Here is a 23121-nt window from a genome sequence, read left to right as displayed (position 1 = left end):
AAGGTGCCCGTTGCGAGCGCCTCCCGTCTAATCTGGTAAGGCAGCTCGAGCTGAAGATAGACAGGGCGCGGCGAAGAAGCCCCTCCCCCTTGTGGGCCCTTGTGGGGAGGGGTTGGGGAGGGGACTTCCTACCGGTCGCTGATCGCCCAGCGCGGGTTGATCCAGGGCTCCTGGTTGGAGCGGGGAAGCGGCTGCTTGCCGAGGATATGGTCGGCGGCCTTCTCGCCGGTCATGATCGACGGGCCGTTGAGATTGCCGTAGGTGACATGCGGGAAGATCGAAGAATCGGCAACGCGCAGGCCTTCGACGCCGATCACCCGGGTTTCCGGATCGACCACGGCCATCGGATCGTCCTTCGAACCCATCTTGCAGGTGCCGCAGGGGTGGTAGGCGCTTTCCAGGTGCTCGCGCAAGAAGGCGTCGATCTCCTCGTCCGTCTGGACCTTTTCGCCTGGCTGGATTTCCGGCCCGCGATATTGGTCGAAGGCCTTCTGGCCGAAGATCTCGCGCGTTAGCCGCACGCAATGGCGGAACTTCTCCCAATCCTCCGGGTGGCTCATATAGTTGAAGCGGATCACCGGATCGGCCTTCGGGTCGGAGGCGCGCAGCGTGACGCTGCCGCGCGACTTCGACAGGTTGTAGCCGACATGCACCTGGAAGCCGTGCGTGTTCGCCGCCGCCTTGCCGTCATAGCTGATCGCCACCGGCAGGAAATGGTACTGGATGTCGGGCTGCTTGACACCGGCCGCCGAGCGAAGGAAAGCGCAGGCCTCGAACTGGTTGGAAATGCCGAGGCCGGATTTGAAGAACAGCCACTGGGCGCCCGCGACGCCCTGCCAGAACCACGGCAGCCAGGAATAGAGCGAGACCGGCTTGGTGCTGATCTGCTGGAAATAGAACTCCATGTGGTCCTGCAGGTTCTGGCCGACGCCCGGGCGGTCGACCTTCACCTCGATCCCCATGTCCTTGAGGTGCGCCGCCGGGCCGATGCCCGAGAGCATCAAAAGTTTCGGCGAATTGAAGGAGGACGCCGAGACGATCACCCCGCTGTTAGCCCTCACCACCTCGATGCGGCCGCCGCGCTCGATCTCGACGCCGGTGGCGCGGCCGTTCTCGATGACGACCTTGCGGGCGAAGCAACGAATGAGCTCCACATTGGGGCGCTTCAGCGCCGGCTTCAGATAGGCGGAAGCCGCCGACCAGCGCCGGCCACGCCAGGTCGTCTGCTCCATGAGCCCGAAGCCTTCCTGCTTCCAGCCGTTATAGTCCTCGGTCATCTCGAAGCCGGCCTGCTTTCCCGCTTCGACGAAGGCGTGGAAGAGCGGGTTCTTGACCGGGCCACGCTGGACATGCAGCGGCCCATCGGTGCCGCGCCAGCCGTCTTCGCCGCCGTGCGAGCGTTCCATCCGCTTGAAATAGGGAAGCACGTCGGCATAGGCCCAGCCCTGGGCGCCGAGCTCCTCCCAGCGGTTGAAGTCCTCCGCATGGCCACGCACGTAGACCATGCCGTTGATCGAGGAGGAGCCGCCGATCACCTTGCCGCGCGGCGCGGTGATGCGCCGGTTGTTGAGGTTCGGCTCCGGCTCGGAGAGATAGCCCCAATTGTAGCGGTTCATGCTCATCGGCCAGGCGAGCGCCGCCGGCATCTGGATGAAGGGGCCGATGTCGGTGCCGCCGAACTCCAGCACGATGACCGAATTCCTGCCGTCCTCCGACAGGCGGTAGGCGAGCGCCGAGCCTGCCGAACCCGAACCGATGATGATGTAGTCTGCCTGCATAAGCGTGGTCTTTCTTCTAACTACGTGCGGTATGCCCCTCATCCGGCTGCCGCCACCTTCTCCCCGCTTGCGGGGAGAAGGGACTCGCGGTTGCCCTCTCCGCTCCCCTCTGCCGCCGCCTATTTCTCTGCAAGGCGAGCGTCTACGGCCGGGTATTCCCTCTCCCCGCGTGCGGGGAGAGGGTTAGTCCTCGGGTTAAACCCGAGGAGAGGGGCAATCGAAAACGATCAATACGGCGCCTCTACCTTGCCCATGCCGACATAGACGGTCTTGAGCTCGGTATAGTGGTTGAGCGCCGCGACCGAATTTTCCCGCCCGAAGCCGGATTGCTTCGATCCGCCGAAGGGGATCTCGACCGGCGCGAGATTATAGGCGTTGATCCATAGCGTACCCGCCTCGAGCTGGTCGGCAACGCGGTGGGCTCGGGCGAGGTCGGCGGTGAAGACCCCGGCCGACAGCCCGAACTCGGTGGCGTTCGCCCGGGCGACGACCTCCGGCTCGTCGTCGAAGTCGAGCACGCACATGACCGGCCCGAAGATTTCCTCCCGCGCGATCGTCATCTCGTCGGTGACGTCGGCAAAGACGGTCGGCTGGATGTAGGTGCCTTCGCCGCTCACATGGTTGGGGATGCCGCCGCCGGTGAGGAGCCGCGCGCCTTCCGACTTGCCCGTTTCGATATAGGACAGCACCTTGTCGCGTTGCGCTCTCGATACCATTGGCCCGAGCTGCGTCGCCTCGTCCATCGGGTCGCCGATGACGATCGCCTCGGTGCGTTCCTTCAGGCGCATGAGGAAGGCTTCCTTGATTTTTTTCTGTACGAAGACGCGGGTGCCATTCGAGCAGACCTGGCCGGTCGAATAGAAATTGCCGAGCATGGCGCCGCCGATGGCGCTTTCAAGATCGGCGTCGTCGAAGACGATCAGCGGCGACTTGCCGCCGAGTTCCATCGTGACGTGCTTGAGTTCGGCTGCGGCGGCGGCCGCCACCTTCTTGCCCGTCGGCACCGAGCCGGTCAGCGACACCTTGGCGACGTCCGGGTGGTTGACGAGCAGCGGGCCGGTCGACCGGTCGCCCTGGATGACGTTGTAGAGCCCCTTCGGCAGTCCCGCTTCCACCAGGATCTCGGCGATCTTCAGCGCGCCGAGCGGCGTGTTCTCCGAAGGCTTGAAGACCATGGCGTTGCCGGCGGCGAGCGCCGGCGCACCCTTCCAACAGGCGATCTGCTGCGGGTAGTTCCAGGCGCCGATGCCGACGCAGACGCCGAGCGGCACCCGCTTCGTATAGGCGAAGTCGCCGCCAAGCGGGATGTAGTCGCCATTGAGCGCCGCCGCGGCGATACCGCCGAAGAATTCGAAGCTGTCGGCGCCCGAGGTCGGGTCGGCGACGATGGTCTCCTGGATCGGCTTGCCGGTATCGAGCGTTTCGAGTTCGGAGAGCTCGCGATTGCGCTCGCGCATGATTTCGGCGGCACGCTTCAGGATGCGGCCGCGCGCCGTCGGGCTCATCGCCGCCCATTCCGGCTGCGCCCGCTTGGCGGCGGCGATCGCCTTCTCGACGATAGCCGGCGTCGCCGCATGCAGCCGGGCGATCACCTCGCCGGTCGCCGGATAAATGCTCTCGATCACCGTGCCGGCGGTATCCTCGACATATTCCCCGTCGATGAAGTGCGAGGCTTTCGGTTGGGCTTTCATGTCATTCTCCTCGCGGATAGCGTTTGGATTCCTCGAGATTGTCGAGATTCATGTGGTTGCGCATGTAGCGCTCGGATGCCTTCTGCAGTGGCTGGTGGTCCCAGGGATAATAGGCCCCGTTCCTGAGCGCCTCGTACACCACCCAGCGCCGCGCCTGGCTTTCGCGCACCGCGGCGTCGAAAGCCTCCATGTCCCAGTGCGCCGCGCGCATATCGCGGAAAGCAGTGAGCGTGGCGTGATCGACGGGCCCACGCGGGTCTTCCGCAAGATTGGTGAGTTCCAGCGGATCGGACTCGAGGTCGTAGAGCTGGTCGGGATCGAGCGCGCAGTGGACGTATTTCCACTTGCCTTCGCGGACAGCGACAAGCGGCGCGTAGGACGCTTCGGCCGCATATTCCATCAGCACCGGCTCCGTGCGTTCCGCACCGTCGATCATCGGCACAAGGCTGACGCCGTCCGTCCAGGGCTGCACTTCCGCCATCGAGATGCCGGCGAGATCGGCAAGCGTCGGCGTCACGTCGAGGTTCGACGTCGGCGTCAGGTGCAGTCCCGCTGCGACACCGGGCCCGGCAATCATCAGCGGCACGCGCGCCGAGCCTTCGAAGAAATTCATCTTGAACCACAGGCCGCGCTCGCCGAGCATGTCGCCATGGTCGGAGCAGAAAAGGATGAGTGTATTGTCGAGCATCCTGGTCCGCGTAAGCGTATTGACGAGTTCGCCGACCTTCTGGTCGAGATAGGAAATGTTGGCAAAATAGGCGCGGCGCGAGCGGCGGATGTTTTCTTCCGTCAGCTCGAAATTCTTGTAGTCGCAGGAGTGCATGATGCGCTGCGAGTGCGGATCCTGCCGGTCGAAGGGGAGGGTGCCTACTTCCGGCAGCAGGTGTTCGCAATCCTCGTAGAGGTCCCAGAATTTCCGGCGCGCCACATAGGGGTCGTGCGGGTGGGTGAAGGAGACGGTGAGGCACCAGGGGCGGCGGCCTTCGTCGTCGTTCTCGCGGGCGAGCTGGTAGAGTTTCTGGTTCGCCAGGAACGCCACCTCGTCGTCATATTCCATCTGGTTGGTGATTTCCGCGACGCCTGCGCCGGTGACCGAGCCGAGATTGTGATACCACCAGTCGATCCGCTCGCCTGGCTTGCGATAGTCCGGCGTCCAGCCGAAATCGGCGGGGTAGATGTCGGTCGTCAGCCGCTCTTCGAAGCCGTGCAACTGGTCCGGCCCGACGAAGTGCATCTTGCCGGAGAGCGCCGTGTAGTAGCCGGCGCGGCGCAGGTGGTGCGCATAGGTCGGGATCGAGGACTGGTATTCCGCCGCATTGTCGTAGACGCGCGTGCGGCTCGGCAACTGCCCGGCCATGAAGGACGCGCGGGCGGGAGCACACAATGGCGAGGACGTATAGTTGTTGCGGAAGCGTGCCGACCGCCCCGCCAGCGCCTTGAGATTGGGCGCATGCAGGAAATCGGCGGGACCGTCGGGAAAGAGTTTCCCGTTCAGCTGATCCACCATGAGGATCAGGATATTCGGCTTCCTGGTAGTCACGTCGTCGGTTCCTTGATGGTTCGAATTCTAGATCGACTTACTCACTTAGTTCGCGATTTGCCCCTCATCCGGCTGCCGCCACCTTCTCCCCGCTCGCGGGGAGAAGGGACCTGCCGCGCTGCCTCAGTCCCCTCTCCCCGCGTGCGGGGAGAGGGTTAGGGTGAGGGGCAATTGCCACCATCTCCACCCCCCATCCGCAAATGCGCGTTCACATAATCTTCCGTCAGCGAAATCGAAGCCTCGATGCTGATCGGCGCCGATTTCAGACTTTGCCGGATGTAAAGTCCATCGATCATCGCAGCCGCGCCCTCGGCGATGCGCTCCGCGTCATCGGCCGGGCAGAGCGCCTTCAGGCTGGCGAGCAGATTGGAGCGCAGCCGCCGCGCATAGACGACAAGCAGGCGTCGCACATCCTCGGAGCGCTGCGCTTCCGAATAGAAGGCGAGCCATGCGGCGACCGTCTCCGGCGCGAACTGGTCGGCCCGGAAGCTGACGCGGATCATCGCGCTCACCTTTTCCCGCGGCGTCTTGGCCGCCCTGAGCGCGGCGACGGCATCGCGGCGCAATTGCCCCAAAAGGCTGCGGATCGTCGCGATCAGCAGTTGCTCCTTGCTGCCGAAATAATGATGCGCGAGCGCCGCCGAAACACCGGCGGTGCGGGCGATGTCCGACATAGTGACGGCAAGCGTCCCCTGATCGCCGATCACACGCAGCGCCGCGTCCACCAGCGCCTTTCGGCGCACCGGCTCCATTCCGATTTTCGGCATCTCCCAAGCTCCTTCGCCGAACAGTCTATTTTTGATTGACTCGTCAATCAATAAAAAATGGCACGTTTTCCCTTTCTTTTTACTTGGAAATCCGGCTCAATCACGAGGTAGCGCTTGTGCCCATCGCCGGGACTGGAGGTTGAAATGAGCAACACGTTCGATCCCAGCGGAAGACACACCGTGGAAGGGAAATGGGGATGGTTCGTAGCGCTCGGTGTGCTGCTGATCATGGCCGGCGGTATCGCCTTCGGAAACCTGCTGATGGCGACGGTCGCCTCCGTCTACTACGTCGGTCTCATCATGCTGATCGGCGGTCTGCTCAATCTCGCTCAGGCCTATCAGGTCAAGGATTGGGGAGGCTTTCTCTTTTGGGTGCTGAGTGGCGGTCTCTATGCGGCGGCGGGCCTCTTCGCCTTCATCAATCCGCTGCTCGCTTCGTCGATCCTCACGATTCTCATGGCGATCGCGCTGATCGTCGCCGGCGCCTTCCGGATCTGGGTCGGCTTCAGGCTCAGCCCGCTCGGCGGCTGGGGCTGGATCGTCATCGGCGGTCTTGTGACGCTGATTGCCGGGCTCGTCATCGCCGCCGGCTGGCCGGTTGACAGCCTTTGGATCCTCGGCCTGTTCCTTGCGGTAGACCTCGTCATGCAGGGCCTGGCGCTGATCGCCTTCGGCGTACTTGTGAAGAGTTAGTCGTAATCAGCGAAGCAAGATATTCACCCTGAAACGACCTTCATAAAACTTTCACATTCACGAAAGCTTTCGTTGACGCTTGCCCCCGATGCTGCCGCCGGTCCTTCCTATCCTGGAGTCCGGCATGGCCGCCGCCCCCGCAGAACTTCTGTCGCTTCGCCGCTTCGGCGACGACCAGATCATAAGCCTCGCCAAGCTCGTCATCGAAAACGCCTTCCAGCCAATCGTCGAGGCGACCACCGGAGCCGTGTTCGGATACGAGTCCCTGCTACGCGGTTTCGACCGCCTGGGCTTCGCCTCGCCGCTCGAACTGCTCGACAAGGCGGAGGGCGCCGGGCAATTGCTTGCGCTCGAACATCTGATCAATAGCCGCGCTGTAGCCGCCTTCGCTACGCTCCCGGATTTTGCGGCCCGTACGCTCTTCCTGAATTTCGACTCGCGGCTGGTCGGCGGGGAAGGGGATATTGTCGAGCGGCTCGTCAATCATCTGAAGCGCGCCAACATCGCCCCCTCGTCGCTCTGCTTCGAACTCTCGGAACGTTTCGACAGCGGCAAGATGCCGGACTTCTCGGCGCTGATTCGGCAATTGCGGCTTGCCGGCTTCAAGCTGGCGATCGACGATTTCGGTGCCGGTTTCAATGGGTTGAAGTTGCTTTGCGATCAGCCGGTCGACTACGTGAAGATCGATCGCCATTTCGTTTCGGGGATCGAGCGGGATTCGCGCAAGCGCCACCTTTTGCGCCACACCATCAACATGGCGCATGTGCTCGGCACGCGCGTGATTGCCGAAGGTGTCGAAACGGAAGCGGAGTTTCTCGTCTGCCGTGAACTCGGCTGCGATCTGATGCAGGGCTATTTCGTCGCGCGCCCGACGACGCACTTGAATGAGCTGCAGCCGGCCTATCCGCATCTCGAGCCAGGCGTCCGCCGGCTTTCGTCGACGCTGGACAGTATCCTGATCCGCAAGGAGATCGAGCAACTGCCGACGGTCAGGGAAAGCGATGATCTCGATTCCGTCTTCGATCTTTTCCGGCGCAATCCGCGCCAGGCCTTCTTCCCCGTGCTGAATGCAAATGGCGAGCCGCGCGGTATTCTGCACGAGTATCATGTGAAGGAGATGATCTATCACCCCTTCGGCCGTGATCTTCTGAAGAACCGAATCTATCAGCGCCGGATCTCGCACTTCGTCACTCCGGCGCCGATCGCCGATCTCGATACACCTGCGGACGAGATGCTGAAGATCTTTGCCGGCATGGACGGCAGCGACTGCGTCATCCTGACGGAGAACATGCGATATGCCGGCATTCTCTCGGCTTCGTCGCTTCTGAAGATCATCAACGAGAAGCAGTTGAAACTGGCGCAGGAGCAGAATCCGCTGACCGGCCTGCCGGGCAATCGGGCGATCCGCGACCACGTCCAGCACGCGATTCTCGACGCCGATGAGACGCGCCATTTCTGCTATTGCGATTTTGACGACTTCAAGCCCTTCAACGACACCTACGGCTTCCAGAAAGGTGACCTGGCGATTACCCTGTTCGCAGCGCTCTTGCGGCGCCACTTCATTGGCGAGGAGAAGTTCCTGGGGCATGTTGGCGGCGACGACTTCTTCATTGGTTTGAGCGGCTTCGCCGAAGCGGAGCTTCGCGCCCAGCTGATGCGCCTCATCGACGATTTTCGTTCAGATGTCCGCCAGCTCTATTCCCCCGAGCATCAGGCAGCGGGTTGCATCAGCGGATATGGCCGCGACGGCGGAGCGAAGGATTTCCCGCTGATGCGCTGTTCGATCGCGGTGCTCGTCCTGCCGGAAGGTTTCATCCTCTCCGACAGTCAGACGGTGAGCAAGAGGATCGCGGAGATCAAGGCGCGTGCCAAGGCAAGCGAAGCAGGCCTGGTGCTGGAACTGATCACCCGCGAATGAACCTTGGCAAGGCATGGCCTTTCCCGAGCCGCGGGCGGGCTATAGGTAAAGGTGCTACAATCGCTTCGCGAGGATGGGGCCATGACTGTTCCGACCGAGATGACCTATATCGACCTGCCGAGCCCGGGGGGCGCCGAAAACATGGTTCTGGCGCGTGGCCGGCTGCCGGAGCTTGGGGCCGGCGAGCTTTTGATCCGTGTCGAGGCATTCGGCGTCAACCGGCCGGACGTGCTGCAACGCAAGGGCGACTATCCGCCGCCGCCCGGTGCGAGTCCCATTCTCGGACTTGAGGTCGCCGGCGAAGTCGTCGAACTCGGCGAGGGTGCGACGGGCTTCGCGGTCGGCGACAAGGTCTGTGCGCTTGCCAATGGCGGCGGCTATGCCGAATATTGCGCCGTGCCCGCGACGCAGGCGCTTGCTTGGCCGAAGGGCTATGACGCGGTCAAGGCCGCCGCCCTGCCGGAGACTTTCTTTACCGTATGGGCCAACGTCTTCGACATGGCCGGCCTGAAGGCCGGAGAGACCATCCTCGTCCACGGCGGCTCGAGCGGCATCGGCACGACGGCAATCCAACTCGCCAAGGCCCTGGGGGCGGAGGTCTTCGCGACGGCCGGCAGCGCCGCCAAATGCACGGCCTGCGAGACGCTCGGGGCCAAGCGGGCGATCAACTACCGCGAGGAGGACTTCAAGGCCGCTGTGCTCGAAGCGACGGGCGGCCGCGGCGTGGACGTCATCCTCGACATGGTCGGCGGACGCTATTTCGGGCGCAATCTCGCGTCGCTTGCCAAGGACGGGCGCCTGTCGATCATTGGGTTTCTCGGCGGCGCGCGCGTCGAGGACGCCAATATCACGGCGATCCTGACCAAGCGGCTAAATGTCATGGGGTCCGCATTGAGACCACGCACGGCAGAGGAGAAGCGGGCCATCCGCGACGGACTCGCCTTACGGGTGTGGCCGCTTCTGGAAGCGGGCGACGTGGCGCCGGTCATTCACGCGGTCTTGCCAATCGAAGAGATCGCCGACGCGCATCGCCTGATGGAAGAGGGCAACCACATCGGCAAGATCGTGATGAGCATCGCCAGAGATTAGACAATGGTAGCCCTTGTATTGGCGCAAAGACAGCTTACCTTGGGTGTATCGGCAACAACAGAAAGGAAGGTGATCCAATGTCTAGTGAGATTTCGGACCTCGTGACAGGCATCGGAGAGGTGAAGGAGTCGAGGCAGCCCTCGGCTTGATCCCCACCTTCCTTGGGCCCGCCCGGCCCAGCCATTTCACAGGGCCAAACTCATGGAAGGGTCGCTAACGCGGCCCTTTTCCTTTTCTGGCGCCACGATTAGAGTCCGAGCCGGCCGATCGCCGGTATCTTAATGCCGGGCCTGGCAATATCGAAGCCGGCCACCAGCCCCATGAAATGCACTTCCAGGCCGCTCCGCCAGCCGGCCGAAATGCCGGCAAGGCCATAGAGCGTCGCATGGACGTCGCGACCGTCCGCATCGATCAGGAAGAGCTTGCCCTCTGGCAGATAGTCACGTCCGACCGCATCCGGCGGCAATACCACATCGAGTTCGGGTACGGAGCGCAGCACATGGGCGACGAAGGTATTGGAGTTCGGCCCCGGCCAGAGCCGGTAGGCGCCGGGCGAGGAATAGGGATAGGCGACAATCGCCTGCTCGACCTTCGGGATCAGCCGCTTCGCTTCCACGCCGGTAGCGGCTGCGACGATCCGCGGCTCGTTCGAATACCAGCGGCCATCGGCCGCATAGGCGTTCTTGCGGATCGGCTTGCCCCATCCGACTTTTTCATACCGGTTGTATACGGACGCGCCTTCATCCTTCGTCACGATCCAGGCGTGGCTCGCCACGGAGCCCTTCATTCCGCCGGTCGTTGCCGACAAGACATAGATCGCCGCCTCCGGATTGGCGGTTGCCTTGGGCAGAATCCCCGCCGACGACCAGTCCGCGTCACGCCAGCTCTGCGGCCGTTCCTTGAAATACCATAGCCCTGCCGACGCAAGGGCCGGAAGCAGGTAGATGATGGCGAAGACGAGCAGCAGCTTGCGGAGGATTTTCATCGACGATGTCTTTTCTGCCGGTGGAATCCTGATAGATGCATAGCCCAATCTTGGAAAATTGAGGGCAAGGCATGTCGAATCCCGTTCTGGTCGAAGTGACACGCGGAAACCTGGTCGAAAGCCGCCATCGCGGCACGGTGATTGCCGTTGACGGCGACGGCAAGACGCTGTTCGCGCTCGGCGACACGGACGCGGCCGTGTTTCCCCGTTCGGCCTGCAAGGCCATGCAGGCGCTGCCGTTGGTGGAAAGCGGTGCCGCGGATGCCTACGGCTTCGATGCCAAGGCTCTGGCCCTTGCCTGTTCATCGCATTCCGGCGAGCCGGAACACGTGGCGCTCGCGGCGAAGATGCTGGCCTCCGCCGGCCGCGATGTCAGTGCGCTTGAATGCGGCGCCCATTGGTCCTTCTACCAGAGGAACCTTATCGCCCAGGCGCGCACGCTTGAAAGGCCGAGCGCGCTGCACAACAATTGCTCCGGCAAGCACGCGGGGTTTATTTGCGCCTGCTGCCATTCCGGCGCGGAGCCGGACGGATATGCCGGCTACGGCCATCCGATCCAGCAGGAGATCCGCGGCATCATGGAAAGCCTCACGGGCGCGCTTCTTTCCCGCGACAATTGCGGCGTCGACGGCTGCTCGATCCCGACCTATGCCGTCCCGATGAAGGGCCTTGCCCATGGTTTCGCCCGCATGGCGACCGGTGTGGGTCTGGCGGCGGAGCGGGCCCGCGCCTCGAAGCGGCTGATCGAAGCCTGCATGGCAGAGCCCTTCTACGTTGCCGGCACCGATCGCACCTGCACGCGGCTGATGAAGGCGGCGCCGGGGCGCGTCTTCGCCAAGACCGGCGCCGAGGGCGTATTCTGCGCCGTGATCCCGGAAAAGGGTATCGGCATCGCCGTCAAATGCGAGGACGGCACGACCCGCGCCGCCGAGTCGATGGTCGCGGCGACGCTCGCACGTTTCTTCGCGGAGGACCCGGAGGTCCAGGCGGCGCTGATGGCGCAGGCCAACCACTCGATGAGCAACTGGAACGGCATCCATGTCGGCGACGTCCGTGTCACAGGAGCCTTGGCCCTGTAGCTCCGAAGCTGCCTGGATGGCGCCTAATGGATGTCGCCTAAAGCGCGCCGCGTGAATACGTTTAAATACGTCTGAACGCGACGCGCTTTAGGCCATGATCAGCGGCGTCGTGTCGCGATAGGGCGACAAGGCTTCTGCCGGTATATCCGAGGGCACGACAAGGCCGGCAAGCTCGCTGGCGCCCATGATTCGGCAAGGCGAGGCGGCGCCGAATTTCTCAGGCGTAGCAAGGAGATAGGTCTCGGCGGACTGCCGGGCGATCGCCCGCTTGATGGCGGCTTCCTCGTAATCTCCGGTGGAGAGCCCGTGGGCCGGATGAATGGCGGTGACACCGAGAAAAAAGATGTCCACACGGATCTGTTCGATCGCCGCAATCGTCACCCCGCCGGTCGCCACCATGGAATGCTTGTAGAGCCTGCCGCCGATCAGGACGACTTCGGCAAGATGATGCTCGAGTTCGGCGGCGATCGTCGGGCTGTGGGTGACGATGGTTGCGCGCAAGTCACGCGGCAAGGCACGTGCGAGTTCCGCATTGGTCGTGCCGCCATCGAGAAAGACGAACTGACCCGGCTTGACGAGTTCCGCCGCCCGGCGGCCGAGCCGGCGTTTGACGCCGCTGGCGATGGTCTGCCGGGCGGCAAAGTCGGGGAGCGGCGGCGCCAGCGGCAGCGCGCCGCCGTGGACCCGCTTCAGCAGTCCCTCGGTCGCCATTTCCCTGAGATCGCGGCGGATCGTATCTTCCGAAACGCCGAGTTCGTCTGCAAAGGTCTTGGCGACGATTTGTCCATCGCGCGCCAGCCGCGCCGAGATCATCGCCCGTCTCTGTGTGGTCAGCATCGATTCCCCCTTGACTCTTCACGATATTGCATGAACTTTCATGAAAATTCCAGAAACGATTGGAATGTTCGTGCAATTTCGTGGAGAGAGTCATGTTTATCCTGATAGCTGGTCCCTATCGCTCGGGTACGGGCGACGATCCGTCCAAGATGGCGGAGAATTTGAAGCGTCTGGAGGAACCGTCCTATGCGCTTTTCAAAGCCGGACATGTCCCTATGATCGGCGAGTGGGTTGCCTTGCCCGTCTGGCATGCGGCGGGTGGGGCCGATGTGGGGGGCGACCTCTATGAGGAGATCTTCCATCCCGTCGCCGGCCGGCTGCTTGCACTTTGCGATGCGGTGCTGCGGTTGCCGGGCGATTCCAAGGGCGCGGACAACGACGTGCGCATCGCCCTGGAGCGCGGCATCCCGGTCTACTATCGCCTCGAAGAGGTGCCCGGCTGTTCCGCCATGGCAGCGTGAGTGAAGCGTGCCGGCGGATCTCCCGCCGGCATCACGCGACTATTCATCCACATGCGGCTCGGCGACGAAGGTCAGCGTCGCCGTATAGCCGGCCTCGCCGGCGGCGCTGCGGCCTTCGAGCGGCACGTCAGGGCTGACCGCCAAAACGTTCAGCCCTGCATTGCGCAGCGTCACCTCCCGCTACGCCCTTTGCGTCGGTCTTCGCCGAGACCAGGTCCGGCAGGCCGACATGGTCGAGCATGACCTCCTTGCCTTCGAGCGGCCGGCCCTCGAAGGCCACCAAATACCAGGTCTTGTCAATTCCTTCGATTTCATCTCTTCTGCTGCCCGAATGCCGCTGCAACTGTTGCGCCGTCGGAGCGGGAACCCGGTTCTCCCGCGCCGGCTCGACAGATGATCGAGGAGCATGCTGATGCTGAAACTGTTTTATACGCCGGGAACCTGTTCGCTTGCCTCCCATATCGCGCTGGAGGAGGCGGGCGCCTCCTATGAGGCGCAGCGCGTCGACTTTTCGAAGGCCGAGCAGACGAAGCCCGAATATCTCGCCGTCAATCCGAAGGGCCGCGTTCCCGCCCTGGTGACGGACCGGGGCACGCTGAGCGAAACCCCGGCGATCCTGGCCTATGTCGCGCAGAGCTTTCCCGATGCCCGGCTCGCGCCTGTCGCCGATCCCTTCGAGTTCGCCCGGCTGCAGTCGTTCCTGAGCTATCTCTGCTCGACGGTCCACGTTGCCCACGCGCATGCCCGTCGAGCCGCACGCTGGGCGGATGATCCGGCCGCACACGAGGCGATGAAGGCGAAGGTGCCGAAGAACATGGCTGATTGCTTCGCCCTCATCGAAGGCACGATGTTCACCGGCCCCTTCGCCATGGGCGAGACCTATACGATCGCCGATCCCTATCTCTTCACCATTGCCGGCTGGCTCGAGGGCGACGGCGTCGATCCGGCGCAGTTCCCGAAAATCCTCGCCCACCGCAACCGGATGGCTGAGCGGCCGGCTGTCGCCAGGGTGCTGGAGGTAGTGCGTGCCTAGTGCATGTCGCCCAAAAGTGTGCAGCGGTTTTGGGACAACGACATGCACGAAAACAAAGACCTAAAGCGCGCCGCGTGAATAGCTTTGAATGCGACGCGCTTTCGGATCAGCGCGAATCGGCGGCGACGAATTGCGCCGCGAGCCGCTTCGGCGCCTTTTCACGCCAGGCGGCGATCAGCCTCTGCGTCAGCGCTGCATCGTCGATGATCGCGAGCCGCACGAGCATTGCCGGCCAGCCCTTGTAGTGGTCGGTCTCGAAGAAGTGCGACGGATCGAGTTCCATCAGCATTTCCTTCTCCTCGAGCGCGCACATCACCACAAGCGTCTCGGCGTCCTTCATGCGCGCGAAGCTTTTGCCTCTGACGAGCAGCGCCGGCGTGCCATGGGACGTTCCGACGGTCGTTTCCGGCAGGCCGGCCGCTTCGGCAAGGCGCCGGACGCGCGCAAAGACTGTGTCGATCTCCTGCATCATCGGTGACAGCCGTCGTTCGCCAGGAGCGGATAGAACCCGAACTGTGACCGCGATCAGGCGCGGCCGCAAGTGTTGCTTGCAGTCGCGCGAGGCCATGGCCAGCCGGGGAATGGCAGGTCCGCAAGCTCGCGCTCCGCCATGCGCGCAAGATCGGGATGCTGGAGCGGATCGCGCAGCCAAGCGGCAGGCGCTTCGGCTTGATGGTCGCGCTGCGGTGCGATCAGTTTCAGAATAGAGAAAAGCTTCGGCATGGCGGGCCCTCCCTTCGATGTTCCACGATGTCATGAATGCGTTCAGATCAAATACGCGGCCATTCACAACGCTTTGAACTGGCAGCGAAATTGCTCCATCTAGCCAAAGCAGTTACTGGCAGCATCTTCCTGTTCGGATGAGTTTGCAATTGAGATTGCCCCGTGCTTCGTTTAGAAAACCTATATGAAAGACCTCAACACGATCCATCTGAACGGGCTGCGCGCCGTCGAGGCGGCCGGGCGGCTGGGGTCGCTCGCCGCCGCGGCGGAAGAACTCGGCGTGACGCCCGGTGCCGTGAGCCAGCAGATTGCCAAGACCGAGGCGCAGCTTGGCCGGACACTTTTCGAGCGCTTACCGCGGGGCCTGGTGCCGACGGAGGCGGGCCGCTTGCTCTTGGTGCGGCTCTCGAGCGCCTTTGCCGAACTTGCCGAAGCGGTGGCTGGGGCCCGACGCCGTGACGAATCGGTGCTGACGGTTTCCGTGGCGCCGGTCTTTGCGGCGCGCTGGCTCGTCTACCGGCTCAATCACTTTGCCGACCGTTATCCCGAAATCAGGCTTCGGATCGATGCGACCACGAAGCTCGCCAACCTCGACACCTCCGATGTCGATCTCGCCATTCGCGTGGGCGCGGGACATTGGCCGGGCGTGCGCGCCGAGTTGCTGTTGGAGCAGGAGGTCTTTCCCGTCTGCTCGCCGGCCTTGGCCGCGGGACTGCGCGAGCCGGCGGACATCCTGTCGCTGCCGGCAGTAATCGACGAGCACGCGATGTTCTCTTGGGAGGTGTGGTTGAAGGCGGCCGGCCTTTCCGGCGCCGAGATGACCGTGCGCCACACCTTCAACGACGCGTCCCTGGCGCTCGATGCCGCTATTGCCGGCCAGGGCGTCATGATCGCCTGGCAGACGCTTGCCGGCTATGCCGTGATGAAGGGCAGCCTCGTGGCACCTTTTGGGATCCGCGCCAAAACGGGCTTCGGGCATTATTTCGTGACCTCGGCCTCCAGGCGTGAAAGCAAGGCGGCGCTCGCCTTCAAGCAATGGGTGCGCGAAGAGGTGGAGGAGGGGATGCGGCAGCTCTCTGCTATTCCGGCTCCTTCAGCCGCTCTTCCATCATCGCCTTGAAGTGCGGCCTGGATTGGCAGCGCGCCAGCCACGCCTTGACGCGCGGGTGCCGTTCGAATAGCGCGGTCTGGCTCATCGTGTAGCGGAACACCTCCGCCAGATTCAGGTCGGCAACGGTAAAGCGGCCGCCGACCAGGTAGTCGCGGCCGTCGAGATGCGCCTCGAGCCTGGTAAAGGCTTTCTCGAGCGACCGCCCGCAGGCGGCGATCAGGGCCTGCCCGTCGGGCGTGTTCTCGATGCCGTCGTCATAGGCGAGGACGATCTTGACCGCATGCGGCTCGATTTCGGTCGCTGCCCACATGGTCCAGTTGCCGATCTGCCCTTCCTCGGCAATATCGGTCGGCGCCAGCGGCCCGCCGTGTTTGCGGGCGAGATAGAGATTGTTGGCAAGGGATTCGGTCAATATCAGCCCGTCGTCGTCGATTGCCGGTATGAGGCCCATCGGATTGACGGCGAGGAAGCTCGGTGAGCGTGTGTTGAGCGGAGCGTCCGCGGCCAGCGGATCGGCGAGGCGGCGAGCCTGGATGACCGGGACCGACTTGAAGGGAATGCCGAGTTCGCGGGCCATCCAGTAGTTGCGCGATGCGCGTGAGCGGTAAACACCATAAATCGTCAGCATCTTCGGCCTCCTCGGTTGGCGATGCGCGATTTCATACGCAATTGTCGATGCCTGCTGTAGCCGTCCGCTTTGATGTGCGCATGAAATCTTTTGATGAGAGCCGCTCTCCGAACGGTCGCACCGTTCGCGGTTGTAAAGCGCGGTGCCACAATCGTGATTGCGTGTTTACTGGCGCAAGCCCGGCTCCAGCCGTAAATGCGAGCCTGGAGTACGATCGCGGGCGCAGTTTTTAGCTTGCGTCCTGCTCCGACTTGTCGATATCGATCACCAGGATGGCTTTGCTCGACGCAGAATCATCGTCGCACCGCTCTCTTTCCTCGCTGCACTCAAACCATCAGAGTTCGATGTCATCGCTGCCTGACTTTTCCCGCCGCCAGTTTCTCCGCGCATCCGGACTCGCAGTCGCCTCCGCCGGCCTTGCGGGCTGCACGTCGTCGATGAACACCGACCGGTTTCGCCAGGAAACGATGCCGGTCTACCGTAACCCTGCTCTAGAAAGCCGCTGGATCGACCCGCGCGCCGAGGGCATCATCGAAGAGCCGCTGACCGGCCTGCCGCCGCAGGACGCCTATTTCGCCGATATCTACGCGGAAAAGGACGATGGCGGCTTTCTCATACCGGCGGTGCCCTACCGGCAGATCGACCCGCGCTTCTATCGCCAGGAGGTCAGTGATCCGTTCGGCGAGGCGCCCGGCACGATCGTCGTCGATACGGCCGATCGCTATCTTTACCTGATCGGGACCGGCGGCAGCGCCACGCGCTATGGTGTGGGCCTTGGCCGCGAAGGCTTCGCCTGGTCCGGGCGCGGCGTCATCCAATGGAAGCAGAAGTGGCCGAGATGGACGCCGCCGGATTCGATGATCGCCCGGCAGCCGGTGCTCGCCAAATACTCGGCCGACAACGGCGGCATGCCGCCGGGCCTCGACAATCCGCTCGGCTCGCGCGCGCTCTATATTTTTCAAAATGGTCAGGACACGCTCTATCGCGTCCATGGGACGCCGGAATGGCAGTCGATCGGCAAGGCCGTCTCGTCGGGCTGCGTCCGCATGATCAACCAGGACGTCATCGATCTCTATGATCGCGTGCGCGGCAAGGCGCCGATTCTCGTCATCTGACCCTTTTGACGGATCATTCGGCTTCCGGTCCCTCGACCGGACCGTCGGCGAGGCGCTGCGTCAGCCGATGCAGCGCGTCACGCAGTTCGCCGACTTCCTCGAGACTGCATCCCGTCGCCCTGCCGATCTCCGCGAGAATCCTGAAAGCCTCGGTCTTCAGACGCCGGCCGTTCTCCGTGAGGCTGACGATAACCTGTCTTTCGTCGGCGGGGTCGCGCATCCGCCCGACATAGCCGGCCGCCTCCAGCCGCTTGAGCAGGGGCGAGAGGGTGCCGGAATCGAGGCCCAACTCTTCGCCGATCCGCTTCACCGTCATACCGTTCCGTTGCCAGAGCGCAAGCAGCACGAGATATTGCGGATAGGTGATCCCAAAGCGGTCGAGGAGCGGCTTGTAGACCCGGTTGAAGGCATGCGCGGCGGAATAGACGGCAAAGCACAGTTGCTGGCCGAGGGCCAGCGCCTCGTCGGGCAATGCATCCTGGAATTTTGCCGCTTTTGTCGTCATGCCGCTATTGTCGCAAATTCATGAGGTGAATGCAATTTGCAAAATTAATTTGCGCGCAATTTAATTTTGAGCTATTCAACGTCCATCGACAACCAAACCAGGAAGGAGAACTGCCATGCCCATTCTCTATCGCACCACCGCATCCGCCACCGGAGGCCGCGCCGGCCAGGCCAAAAGCGCCGACGGCGTTCTCGACGTGACCCTCACCCTGCCGAAGGAACTTGGCGGGGATGGGGCACGCGGCACCAATCCGGAGCAGCTTTTTGCCGCCGGCTATTCCGCCTGCTTCCTCGGCGCGCTGAAGTTCGTCGCCGGCAAAGAGAAGGTAAAGCTTGCGGAAGACACCAAAGTGACAGGCGCGGTCGGCATCGGTCCGCGTGACGACGGCACGGGTTTCTACATCGATGCGGCGCTTGAAATCTCTTCGCCCGGCGTCGACAAGGCCGTGCTCGAAGACCTCGTCCAGAAGGCGCATATCGTTTGCCCCTACAGCCATGCGACCCGTGGCAATGTCGACGTGAAACTTTCTGTGGCCTGAGAGTATATCGTGCTTCTTGTTGCTGAAGCCCGCAGCTGCGGGCTTCAGCCGCCCTTTTCACCCACTACTGGATCCACTGCATGTTTCCTTAAATCGTAGCCATTTTAAGAAAAAAACATGCAGCGATTCAAAGTGCTACAGCGTCCTTAGTGCGTCTGAAAAGACGCACCGCGCTGTAGGGCGCCATCAGGCCTTCTTGAGAAATTCGGTGCGCAGCACCAGCCCCTGACCTTTTCGACACGGCACTCGACCTCATCCGGATTGTCCGTCAGGCGGATGCCTTTCACCAGCGTACCGCGCTTCAGCGTGGTCGAGGTTCCCTTCACCTTCAGGTCCTTGACCAGAGTGACATTGTCGCCATCCTTCAGGATGGCGCCGTTCGAATCCTTGACGTCCATTGTCGGTCCTTTCCGGGCGATACCTGGCGGCAACTTTGCCGATGACGGATCGCTGCACCTCCGTAAGCAGGAGAGAGGCGCGAGCGCAAGCCCGAGCCTAGCCTATCGCTTCAGGCTGCCGAGAATACCGCGGACCAGTGCCCGTCCAACCTGGGTCGCGACCGTGCGGGCGACCGATTTCATCGCCGCCTCCATGATCGTTTCGCGCTGATAGCCGGATGAACGCGGCCGGGCCTGTCGGCCTCGGGCGTCCTCTTCTGCGTCGTCCCCGAAGCCCGGGAGGGTCCAGCGGCTGCGGCCGGTCTGTTCTTCGGCAGCCTGCGCTTCGGCCTGTTCGGCGGCCTCGGCCGCCTTTTCGGCCCGCTTGACCAGCATCTCGTAGGCCGATTCCCGATCGAAGTCCTCGTCGTAGAGACCGCGTACGGGGCTGACATTCATCACATTCTGCCGCTCGGCGTCCGTCAGCGGCCCGAGCCGCGAGGCGGGCGGCCGGATCAGGGTCCGCTCGACCATCGAGGGCGAACCCTTGCCCTCGAGCGTCGACACCAGCGCCTCGCCGGTGCCGAGATTGGTGATCACCTCGGCGCAGTCGAAATCCGGATTGGGGCGGAACGTCTCGGCCGCCGTCCTCACCGCCTTCTGCTCGCGCGGCGAATAGGCCCGCAGCGCATGCTGGACGCGGTTGCCGAGCTGGGCGAGCACGGTCTCCGGCACGTCGAGCGGATTCTGGGTGACGAAATAGACGCCGACGCCCTTGGAGCGGATCAGCCGCACCACCTGTTCGACGCGCTCGACGAGCACCTTGGGTGCATCGTTGAAGAGGAGATGCGCCTCGTCGAAGAAGAACACCAGTTTCGGCTTGTCCGGATCGCCGACCTCCGGCAGTTCCTCGAAGAGTTCCGACAGGAGCCAGAGCAGGAAGGTCGCATAGAGCCGCGGGTTCATCATCAGCTTGTCGGCCGCGAGCACCGAGATTGCGCCGCGCCCGTCATTGGTCGTGCGCATGATGTCGGTGATCTTCAGCGCCGGCTCGCCGAAGAAATGTTCGGCACCCTGCTGCTCGAGGATCAGCAACTCGCGCTGGATCGAGCCGACGGACGACTTGGAGATGAAGCCGAACTGGTTGGAGAGTTCGCTCGCATTCTCGCCCATGTAGTTCAGCAGCGCCTGCAGGTCCTTGAGGTCGAGGAGCGGCAGGCCGCCTTCGTCGGCGATCTTGAAGGCGATGTTCAGGACGCCCTCCTGGGCGTCGCTGGCGTTCATCAGCCGCGACAGGAGAAGCGGCCCCATCTCCGAGAGCGTCGTGCGGACCCGGTGGCCCTTTTCGCCGTAGAGATCCCAGAAGATCACCGGGAATTCCTGGAAATCATAGGGCGAAAGGCCGATCTGCTCGGCGCGCTTGACGAGGAAGTCCTTGGCCTCGCCGATCGCGCCGATGCCGGAAAGATCGCCCTTCACGTCGGCGCAGAAGACCGGCACGCCGGCATTCGAGAAGCCCTCGGCAAGGATCTGCAGCGTCACGGTCTTCCCCGTGCCGGTGGCGCCGGTGACCAGACCATGGCGGTTGCCGAACTTCAGTTCCAGATATTCCGGCTTGTTGATCGAATCGTCCGGCTTGCGGCTGGTACCGATATAGAGCTTGCCTTCCTGCAGCATGGCATTCCTCTCCGTCGAATCGATTTTGTCAATGGAACCGGGCATTTGCCGGACGTCTTACAACTTCCGTCATCGAAATATTGTTCGGTTCTGTTATAGGCCGCGCATTGCGACCCGGCAACACGGGTTGTAGGGGAGGCAGGGCTCCCTCCAGCGCCTGAGCATCGGCTACGGTGACGCAGGACGTATTGGTGTTGCGGTGCTATTGTCATTTCGGAAGCGATAACTTACCTTGACGTTCACGTCAAAAACTACGAGGAGATTCCCATGAGTGAACTGGTCACGCGCGTGGCGGAGAATGTCGGTATCGAGACCGCGACGGCGGAGAAGGCGGTGGGCATGATCCTCGGTTTCCTCCAGCGCGAAGCGGCCGAGGGGCCGGTCGCCCAGATGATCGAGTCGATTCCCGGCGCGGCTGAACTGGTCGCTCAGTACAACGGCGAGGGCGGCAATGGCGGCGGCCTGCTCGGCGGGCTGCTGACGGCGATCGGTGGCGGTGGGGTCATGGCGCTCGGCCAGCAACTGATGAGCCAGGGGCTCGGCATGGGCGAGATCACCGGGCTCGCCCGTGAAACCATCGCCTACGCCAAGGAAAAGGCCGGTGACGAGGTCGTTGACGAGGTGGTCGCCTCGGTTCCGGGTCTCAGCCAGTTCGTCTGATCCTTCGCGTGCAAAAAACCCCCTCTGGCCTGCCGGCCATCTCCCCCACAAGGGGGGAGAATATGTGCGGCTGACCAATTGCTCCGATCGAAAGGGCTCAGCAAACAGAACGCATCTGATGGGGTGAAAGGCGTGCCAAATCGATTCTCCCCCCTTGTGGGGGAGATGGCCGGCAGGCCAGAGGGGGTATCAATCGCCGCTCCCTCAAGCGTCCCACTCAGGCGCCAGACCTCCCGGGTTGACGATCCGCCCGTCCGGGCGGGCAAGCCCGCGGATCGCCGCCATTTCCTCCCGGGTCAGCGCGAAATCGAAGATCGCGAAGTTCTCCTTGAGCCGCGCCTCGGTGGCGGTTTTCGATAGCGTGATCACATCCTGCTGCTGCACGAGCCATCTGAGCGTCACTTGCGCGGCGGTCTTGCCGTGGCGGGCGCCGATGTCGTTCAGCAGTTGCTCGGAAGGCACCTTGCCGTTGGCCATGGCGTAATAGGCGGTGAGCGACATGCCGTGCCCTCGGGCAGCCTGCAGCACCTTCGTCTGGTCGAGATAAGGGTGGTATTCGACCTGGTTGGTCGCAATCGGCGCATCGCTGAGACTTACCGCCTCCTCCATCTGCGCCGTGTTGAAATTGCTGACGCCGATATGGCGCACCTTGCCCGCCTTCCGGACCTCGTTCAGCGCGCCGATGCGCTCGGCCATAGGTACGTCACTGCCGCCCGGCCAGTGCAGGAGCAGCAGATCGACGTGATCCGTCTTCAGCTTTCTGAGGCTCTCGTCGACGGAGGCGATGAGGTCGTCATGGCGATATCTGTCGACCCAGACCTTCGTCGTCAGGAAGATGTCGGCGCGCGGAATTCCGGAATGGTGGATAACCTCCCCGACCTCCGCCTCGTTGCCATAGGCCTGTGCGGTGTCCACATGGCGGAATCCGATCTTCAGCGCTTCCGGCAGGATCCGAAGCACCTCGGCTCCCGACATGCGGAAAGTGCCGAAGCCGAGGGCGGGGATGTTGGCGCCATTGGAATTGACTGCATGCATGGGGGCTCCTTGATCAGGGTCGCGGCAGTGAAATGAAGAGACATCCTCCTGTACTTGTCGCGGCCGATCGAGGTTTCAAGGGAGCTGGAAGACCGCTCGTCGTCAGTTCAGGGCGCCTTGACGGCGACGATGAACAGACGGGGAAAGCGCAGCAGCACCCGCCCGTCGGCCATGGCCGGATAGGCCCTGCGGACTTTCTCGGCATAGGCGGCGAGATAATCCTTGCGCCGGGCTGCGGGCAGAGCATCGAGGTAAGGCCGCAGGCCCGTGCCCTTCACCCACTCGACGATGGCATTCGCGCTGGCGAGCGGGTGGTAGTAGACCGTGTGCCAGACATCGACGCGCGCCGCCTTCGGCGCCAGTTTTTCGACATAGGTTCTCGGCGAGGGGAGGGGCGTGCGACGGATCGTCCGGCCGCCGAAATCCGTGGCGAAAGTCCGCTCTTCGGCCGTTTCCTGCATCAGGAGATGCGACGGCTCGTCGAGGTTGTCGGGCATCTGCACGGCGAGCGTTCCGCCCGGCGCCAGCGCATCGAGGAGCCGCTCGAAGACATCGGCATGTTTCGGCAGCCACTGAAAGACGGCGTTGGCGAAGAAAAGCGCAGCCCCTTGGGGAGGCGTCCAGCCCGCAAGATCGGCCCTCTCGAAGCGCAGGCCGAGCAGCCGCTTGCGGGCAGCTTCCAGCATGTCCTCGTCGCTGTCGATGCCCACGAGCGGGTTGTTGGGAAAGCGTTCGAGGATGAGCTGCGTCGAGTTGCCCGGTCCGCAGCCGAGGTCGAAGGCGGGGCCGGCGGGGAGGTCGGGGACCTGCGCCAGGAGGTCGCGCGCCGGCCGCGTCCGCTCGTCCTCGAACTTCACATATTGCGCTGCCGACCAGGCCAT

General features: G+C 63.2%; 24 protein-coding genes and 1 pseudogene. 10 read left to right on the top strand and 15 right to left on the bottom strand.

Annotation, left to right across the window (positions count from 1 at the left end):
* Positions 1-128: 128 nt before the first annotated feature.
* The 4 genes from betA to betI form a co-directional block, all read right to left on the bottom strand.
* Entirely contained in the window at positions 129-1778 is a 1650-nt protein-coding gene (gene betA, locus AU381_RS07380; RefSeq protein ID WP_064241099.1) for a choline dehydrogenase, read from the bottom strand.
* Between the two features lie 227 nt (positions 1779-2005).
* A complete protein-coding gene (gene betB, locus AU381_RS07375; RefSeq protein WP_064241098.1) occupies positions 2006-3469 on the bottom strand; it encodes a betaine-aldehyde dehydrogenase in 1464 nt (487 codons plus the stop codon).
* A gap of 1 nt (position 3470) precedes the next feature.
* Positions 3471-5009, bottom strand: a complete 1539-nt coding sequence (gene betC, locus AU381_RS07370; protein WP_064241097.1) for a choline-sulfatase — start codon at positions 5007-5009, stop codon at positions 3471-3473.
* A 155-nt stretch (positions 5010-5164) separates the two neighbouring features.
* Positions 5165-5776, bottom strand: coding sequence for a transcriptional regulator BetI (gene betI, locus AU381_RS07365; protein ID WP_064241096.1), 612 nt, complete (start codon positions 5774-5776; stop codon positions 5165-5167).
* A 144-nt stretch (positions 5777-5920) separates the two neighbouring features.
* Between betI and AU381_RS07360 the strand changes: the two genes are divergently transcribed.
* The 3 genes from AU381_RS07360 to AU381_RS07350 all read left to right on the top strand — a co-directional run bounded on the left by AU381_RS07360 (position 5921) and on the right by AU381_RS07350 (position 9476).
* Positions 5921-6469: an HdeD family acid-resistance protein gene (locus AU381_RS07360; RefSeq protein ID WP_064241095.1), complete on the top strand. Its 549-nt coding sequence runs from the start codon at positions 5921-5923 to the stop codon at positions 6467-6469.
* A gap of 124 nt (positions 6470-6593) precedes the next feature.
* Positions 6594-8387, top strand: coding sequence for a GGDEF domain-containing protein (locus AU381_RS07355; RefSeq protein ID WP_064241848.1), 1794 nt, complete (start codon positions 6594-6596; stop codon positions 8385-8387).
* An 81-nt stretch (positions 8388-8468) separates the two neighbouring features.
* Positions 8469-9476, top strand: coding sequence for an NAD(P)H-quinone oxidoreductase (locus tag AU381_RS07350; RefSeq protein WP_064241094.1), 1008 nt, complete (start codon positions 8469-8471; stop codon positions 9474-9476).
* 247 nt (positions 9477-9723) lie between these two features.
* Here the strand turns inward: AU381_RS07350 and AU381_RS07345 are convergent, their stop codons facing one another.
* Positions 9724-10461, bottom strand: a complete 738-nt coding sequence (locus AU381_RS07345) for a DUF3750 domain-containing protein (RefSeq protein ID WP_064241093.1) — start codon at positions 10459-10461, stop codon at positions 9724-9726.
* A 71-nt stretch (positions 10462-10532) separates the two neighbouring features.
* Between AU381_RS07345 and AU381_RS07340 the strand changes: the two genes are divergently transcribed.
* The gene (locus AU381_RS07340) at positions 10533-11540 is read left to right on the top strand and encodes an asparaginase (RefSeq protein ID WP_064241092.1); all 1008 of its coding nucleotides are present in this window, start codon (positions 10533-10535) and stop codon (positions 11538-11540) included.
* Positions 11541-11627: 87 nt separating this feature from the next.
* Here AU381_RS07340 and AU381_RS07335 read toward each other — a convergent pair whose 3' ends face one another.
* Entirely contained in the window at positions 11628-12377 is a 750-nt protein-coding gene (locus tag AU381_RS07335) for a DeoR/GlpR family DNA-binding transcription regulator (RefSeq protein ID WP_064241091.1), read from the bottom strand.
* Positions 12378-12469: 92 nt separating this feature from the next.
* Here AU381_RS07335 and AU381_RS07330 point away from each other — a divergent pair, with 92 nt between their 5' ends.
* Complete coding sequence (locus AU381_RS07330; RefSeq protein ID WP_064241090.1) at positions 12470-12838, top strand: hypothetical protein; 369 nt, start codon at positions 12470-12472, stop codon at positions 12836-12838.
* Between the two features lie 39 nt (positions 12839-12877).
* On the opposite strand, the gene AU381_RS31025 is transcribed toward AU381_RS07330, so the two are convergent.
* Positions 12878-13012 carry a hypothetical protein gene (locus tag AU381_RS31025; protein WP_280137776.1) on the bottom strand — a complete coding sequence of 45 codons (135 nt, stop codon included), beginning with the start codon at positions 13010-13012 and terminating at the stop codon, positions 12878-12880.
* 238 nt (positions 13013-13250) lie between these two features.
* Here AU381_RS31025 and AU381_RS07320 point away from each other — a divergent pair, with 238 nt between their 5' ends.
* A complete protein-coding gene (locus tag AU381_RS07320; RefSeq protein ID WP_064241847.1) occupies positions 13251-13871 on the top strand; it encodes a glutathione S-transferase family protein in 621 nt (206 codons plus the stop codon).
* Positions 13872-13977: 106 nt separating this feature from the next.
* Here the strand turns inward: AU381_RS07320 and AU381_RS07315 are convergent, their stop codons facing one another.
* Positions 13978-14343 carry an MmcQ/YjbR family DNA-binding protein gene (locus AU381_RS07315; RefSeq protein WP_064241088.1) on the bottom strand — a complete coding sequence of 122 codons (366 nt, stop codon included), beginning with the start codon at positions 14341-14343 and terminating at the stop codon, positions 13978-13980.
* Positions 14344-14396: 53 nt separating this feature from the next.
* The gene (locus tag AU381_RS07310) at positions 14397-14594 is read right to left on the bottom strand and encodes a hypothetical protein (RefSeq protein WP_064241087.1); all 198 of its coding nucleotides are present in this window, start codon (positions 14592-14594) and stop codon (positions 14397-14399) included.
* 184 nt (positions 14595-14778) lie between these two features.
* Here AU381_RS07310 and AU381_RS07305 point away from each other — a divergent pair, with 184 nt between their 5' ends.
* Positions 14779-15714, top strand: a complete 936-nt coding sequence (locus AU381_RS07305; protein WP_064241086.1) for a LysR substrate-binding domain-containing protein — start codon at positions 14779-14781, stop codon at positions 15712-15714.
* On the opposite strand, the gene AU381_RS07300 is transcribed toward AU381_RS07305, so the two are convergent.
* Entirely contained in the window at positions 15674-16333 is a 660-nt protein-coding gene (locus tag AU381_RS07300) for a glutathione S-transferase family protein (protein WP_064241085.1), read from the bottom strand. The genes AU381_RS07305 and AU381_RS07300 overlap by 41 nt on opposite strands.
* A gap of 344 nt (positions 16334-16677) precedes the next feature.
* Here AU381_RS07300 and AU381_RS07295 point away from each other — a divergent pair, with 344 nt between their 5' ends.
* On the top strand, positions 16678-17448 hold the full coding sequence (locus AU381_RS07295; protein ID WP_064241084.1) for a L,D-transpeptidase family protein: 771 nt from the start codon (positions 16678-16680) through the stop codon (positions 17446-17448).
* A gap of 13 nt (positions 17449-17461) precedes the next feature.
* Here AU381_RS07295 and AU381_RS07290 read toward each other — a convergent pair whose 3' ends face one another.
* Positions 17462-17953, bottom strand: coding sequence for a MarR family winged helix-turn-helix transcriptional regulator (locus AU381_RS07290; protein WP_064241083.1), 492 nt, complete (start codon positions 17951-17953; stop codon positions 17462-17464).
* 115 nt (positions 17954-18068) lie between these two features.
* Between AU381_RS07290 and AU381_RS07285 the strand changes: the two genes are divergently transcribed.
* A complete protein-coding gene (locus AU381_RS07285) occupies positions 18069-18491 on the top strand; it encodes an organic hydroperoxide resistance protein (RefSeq protein ID WP_064241082.1) in 423 nt (140 codons plus the stop codon).
* Positions 18492-18677: 186 nt separating this feature from the next.
* Here the strand turns inward: AU381_RS07285 and AU381_RS07280 are convergent.
* Both AU381_RS07280 and AU381_RS07275 read right to left on the bottom strand, forming a co-directional pair.
* A pseudogene (locus AU381_RS07280) lies at positions 18678-18889 on the bottom strand (alkylphosphonate utilization protein).
* Positions 18890-18991: 102 nt separating this feature from the next.
* On the bottom strand, positions 18992-20545 hold the full coding sequence (locus AU381_RS07275; RefSeq protein ID WP_064241846.1) for a helicase HerA-like C-terminal domain-containing protein: 1554 nt from the start codon (positions 20543-20545) through the stop codon (positions 18992-18994).
* A 267-nt stretch (positions 20546-20812) separates the two neighbouring features.
* Between AU381_RS07275 and AU381_RS07270 the strand changes: the two genes are divergently transcribed.
* Positions 20813-21205: a DUF2780 domain-containing protein gene (locus AU381_RS07270; protein ID WP_064241080.1), complete on the top strand. Its 393-nt coding sequence runs from the start codon at positions 20813-20815 to the stop codon at positions 21203-21205.
* A 204-nt stretch (positions 21206-21409) separates the two neighbouring features.
* Here AU381_RS07270 and AU381_RS07265 read toward each other — a convergent pair whose 3' ends face one another.
* Both AU381_RS07265 and tam read right to left on the bottom strand, forming a co-directional pair.
* Positions 21410-22240 carry an aldo/keto reductase gene (locus AU381_RS07265; protein WP_064241079.1) on the bottom strand — a complete coding sequence of 277 codons (831 nt, stop codon included), beginning with the start codon at positions 22238-22240 and terminating at the stop codon, positions 21410-21412.
* A 107-nt stretch (positions 22241-22347) separates the two neighbouring features.
* Complete coding sequence (tam, locus tag AU381_RS07260) at positions 22348-23121, bottom strand: trans-aconitate 2-methyltransferase (RefSeq protein WP_064241078.1); 774 nt, start codon at positions 23119-23121, stop codon at positions 22348-22350.

The sequence above is a fragment of the Sinorhizobium glycinis genome (assembly GCF_001651865.1).
GTDB lineage: Bacteria > Pseudomonadota > Alphaproteobacteria > Rhizobiales > Rhizobiaceae > Sinorhizobium > Sinorhizobium glycinis.
The sequence above is the reverse complement of the archived record's forward strand: the minus strand, read 5'-3'. Positions and strand labels throughout refer to the sequence as shown.

Coding starts and splice junctions, on each gene's coding strand:
- betA (WP_064241099.1), bottom strand. CDS start 1,778: ATGCAGGCAGACTACATCATCATCGGTTCGGGTTCGGCAGGCTCGGCG.
- betB (WP_064241098.1), bottom strand. CDS start 3,469: ATGAAAGCCCAACCGAAAGCCTCGCACTTCATCGACGGGGAATATGTC.
- betI (WP_064241096.1), bottom strand. CDS start 5,776: ATGCCGAAAATCGGAATGGAGCCGGTGCGCCGAAAGGCGCTGGTGGAC.
- AU381_RS07360 (WP_064241095.1), top strand. CDS start 5,921: ATGAGCAACACGTTCGATCCCAGCGGAAGACACACCGTGGAAGGGAAA.
- AU381_RS07355 (WP_064241848.1), top strand. CDS start 6,594: ATGGCCGCCGCCCCCGCAGAACTTCTGTCGCTTCGCCGCTTCGGCGAC.
- AU381_RS07350 (WP_064241094.1), top strand. CDS start 8,469: ATGACTGTTCCGACCGAGATGACCTATATCGACCTGCCGAGCCCGGGG.
- AU381_RS07345 (WP_064241093.1), bottom strand. CDS start 10,461: ATGAAAATCCTCCGCAAGCTGCTGCTCGTCTTCGCCATCATCTACCTG.
- AU381_RS07340 (WP_064241092.1), top strand. CDS start 10,533: ATGTCGAATCCCGTTCTGGTCGAAGTGACACGCGGAAACCTGGTCGAA.
- AU381_RS07335 (WP_064241091.1), bottom strand. CDS start 12,377: ATGCTGACCACACAGAGACGGGCGATGATCTCGGCGCGGCTGGCGCGC.
- AU381_RS07330 (WP_064241090.1), top strand. CDS start 12,470: ATGTTTATCCTGATAGCTGGTCCCTATCGCTCGGGTACGGGCGACGAT.
- AU381_RS07320 (WP_064241847.1), top strand. CDS start 13,251: ATGCTGAAACTGTTTTATACGCCGGGAACCTGTTCGCTTGCCTCCCAT.
- AU381_RS07315 (WP_064241088.1), bottom strand. CDS start 14,343: ATGATGCAGGAGATCGACACAGTCTTTGCGCGCGTCCGGCGCCTTGCC.
- AU381_RS07310 (WP_064241087.1), bottom strand. CDS start 14,594: ATGCCGAAGCTTTTCTCTATTCTGAAACTGATCGCACCGCAGCGCGAC.
- AU381_RS07305 (WP_064241086.1), top strand. CDS start 14,779: ATGAAAGACCTCAACACGATCCATCTGAACGGGCTGCGCGCCGTCGAG.
- AU381_RS07300 (WP_064241085.1), bottom strand. CDS start 16,333: ATGCTGACGATTTATGGTGTTTACCGCTCACGCGCATCGCGCAACTAC.
- AU381_RS07295 (WP_064241084.1), top strand. CDS start 16,678: ATGTCATCGCTGCCTGACTTTTCCCGCCGCCAGTTTCTCCGCGCATCC.
- AU381_RS07290 (WP_064241083.1), bottom strand. CDS start 17,953: ATGACGACAAAAGCGGCAAAATTCCAGGATGCATTGCCCGACGAGGCG.
- AU381_RS07285 (WP_064241082.1), top strand. CDS start 18,069: ATGCCCATTCTCTATCGCACCACCGCATCCGCCACCGGAGGCCGCGCC.
- AU381_RS07275 (WP_064241846.1), bottom strand. CDS start 20,545: ATGCTGCAGGAAGGCAAGCTCTATATCGGTACCAGCCGCAAGCCGGAC.
- AU381_RS07270 (WP_064241080.1), top strand. CDS start 20,813: ATGAGTGAACTGGTCACGCGCGTGGCGGAGAATGTCGGTATCGAGACC.
- AU381_RS07265 (WP_064241079.1), bottom strand. CDS start 22,240: ATGCATGCAGTCAATTCCAATGGCGCCAACATCCCCGCCCTCGGCTTC.
- tam (WP_064241078.1), bottom strand. CDS start 23,121: ATGGCCTGGTCGGCAGCGCAATATGTGAAGTTCGAGGACGAGCGGACG.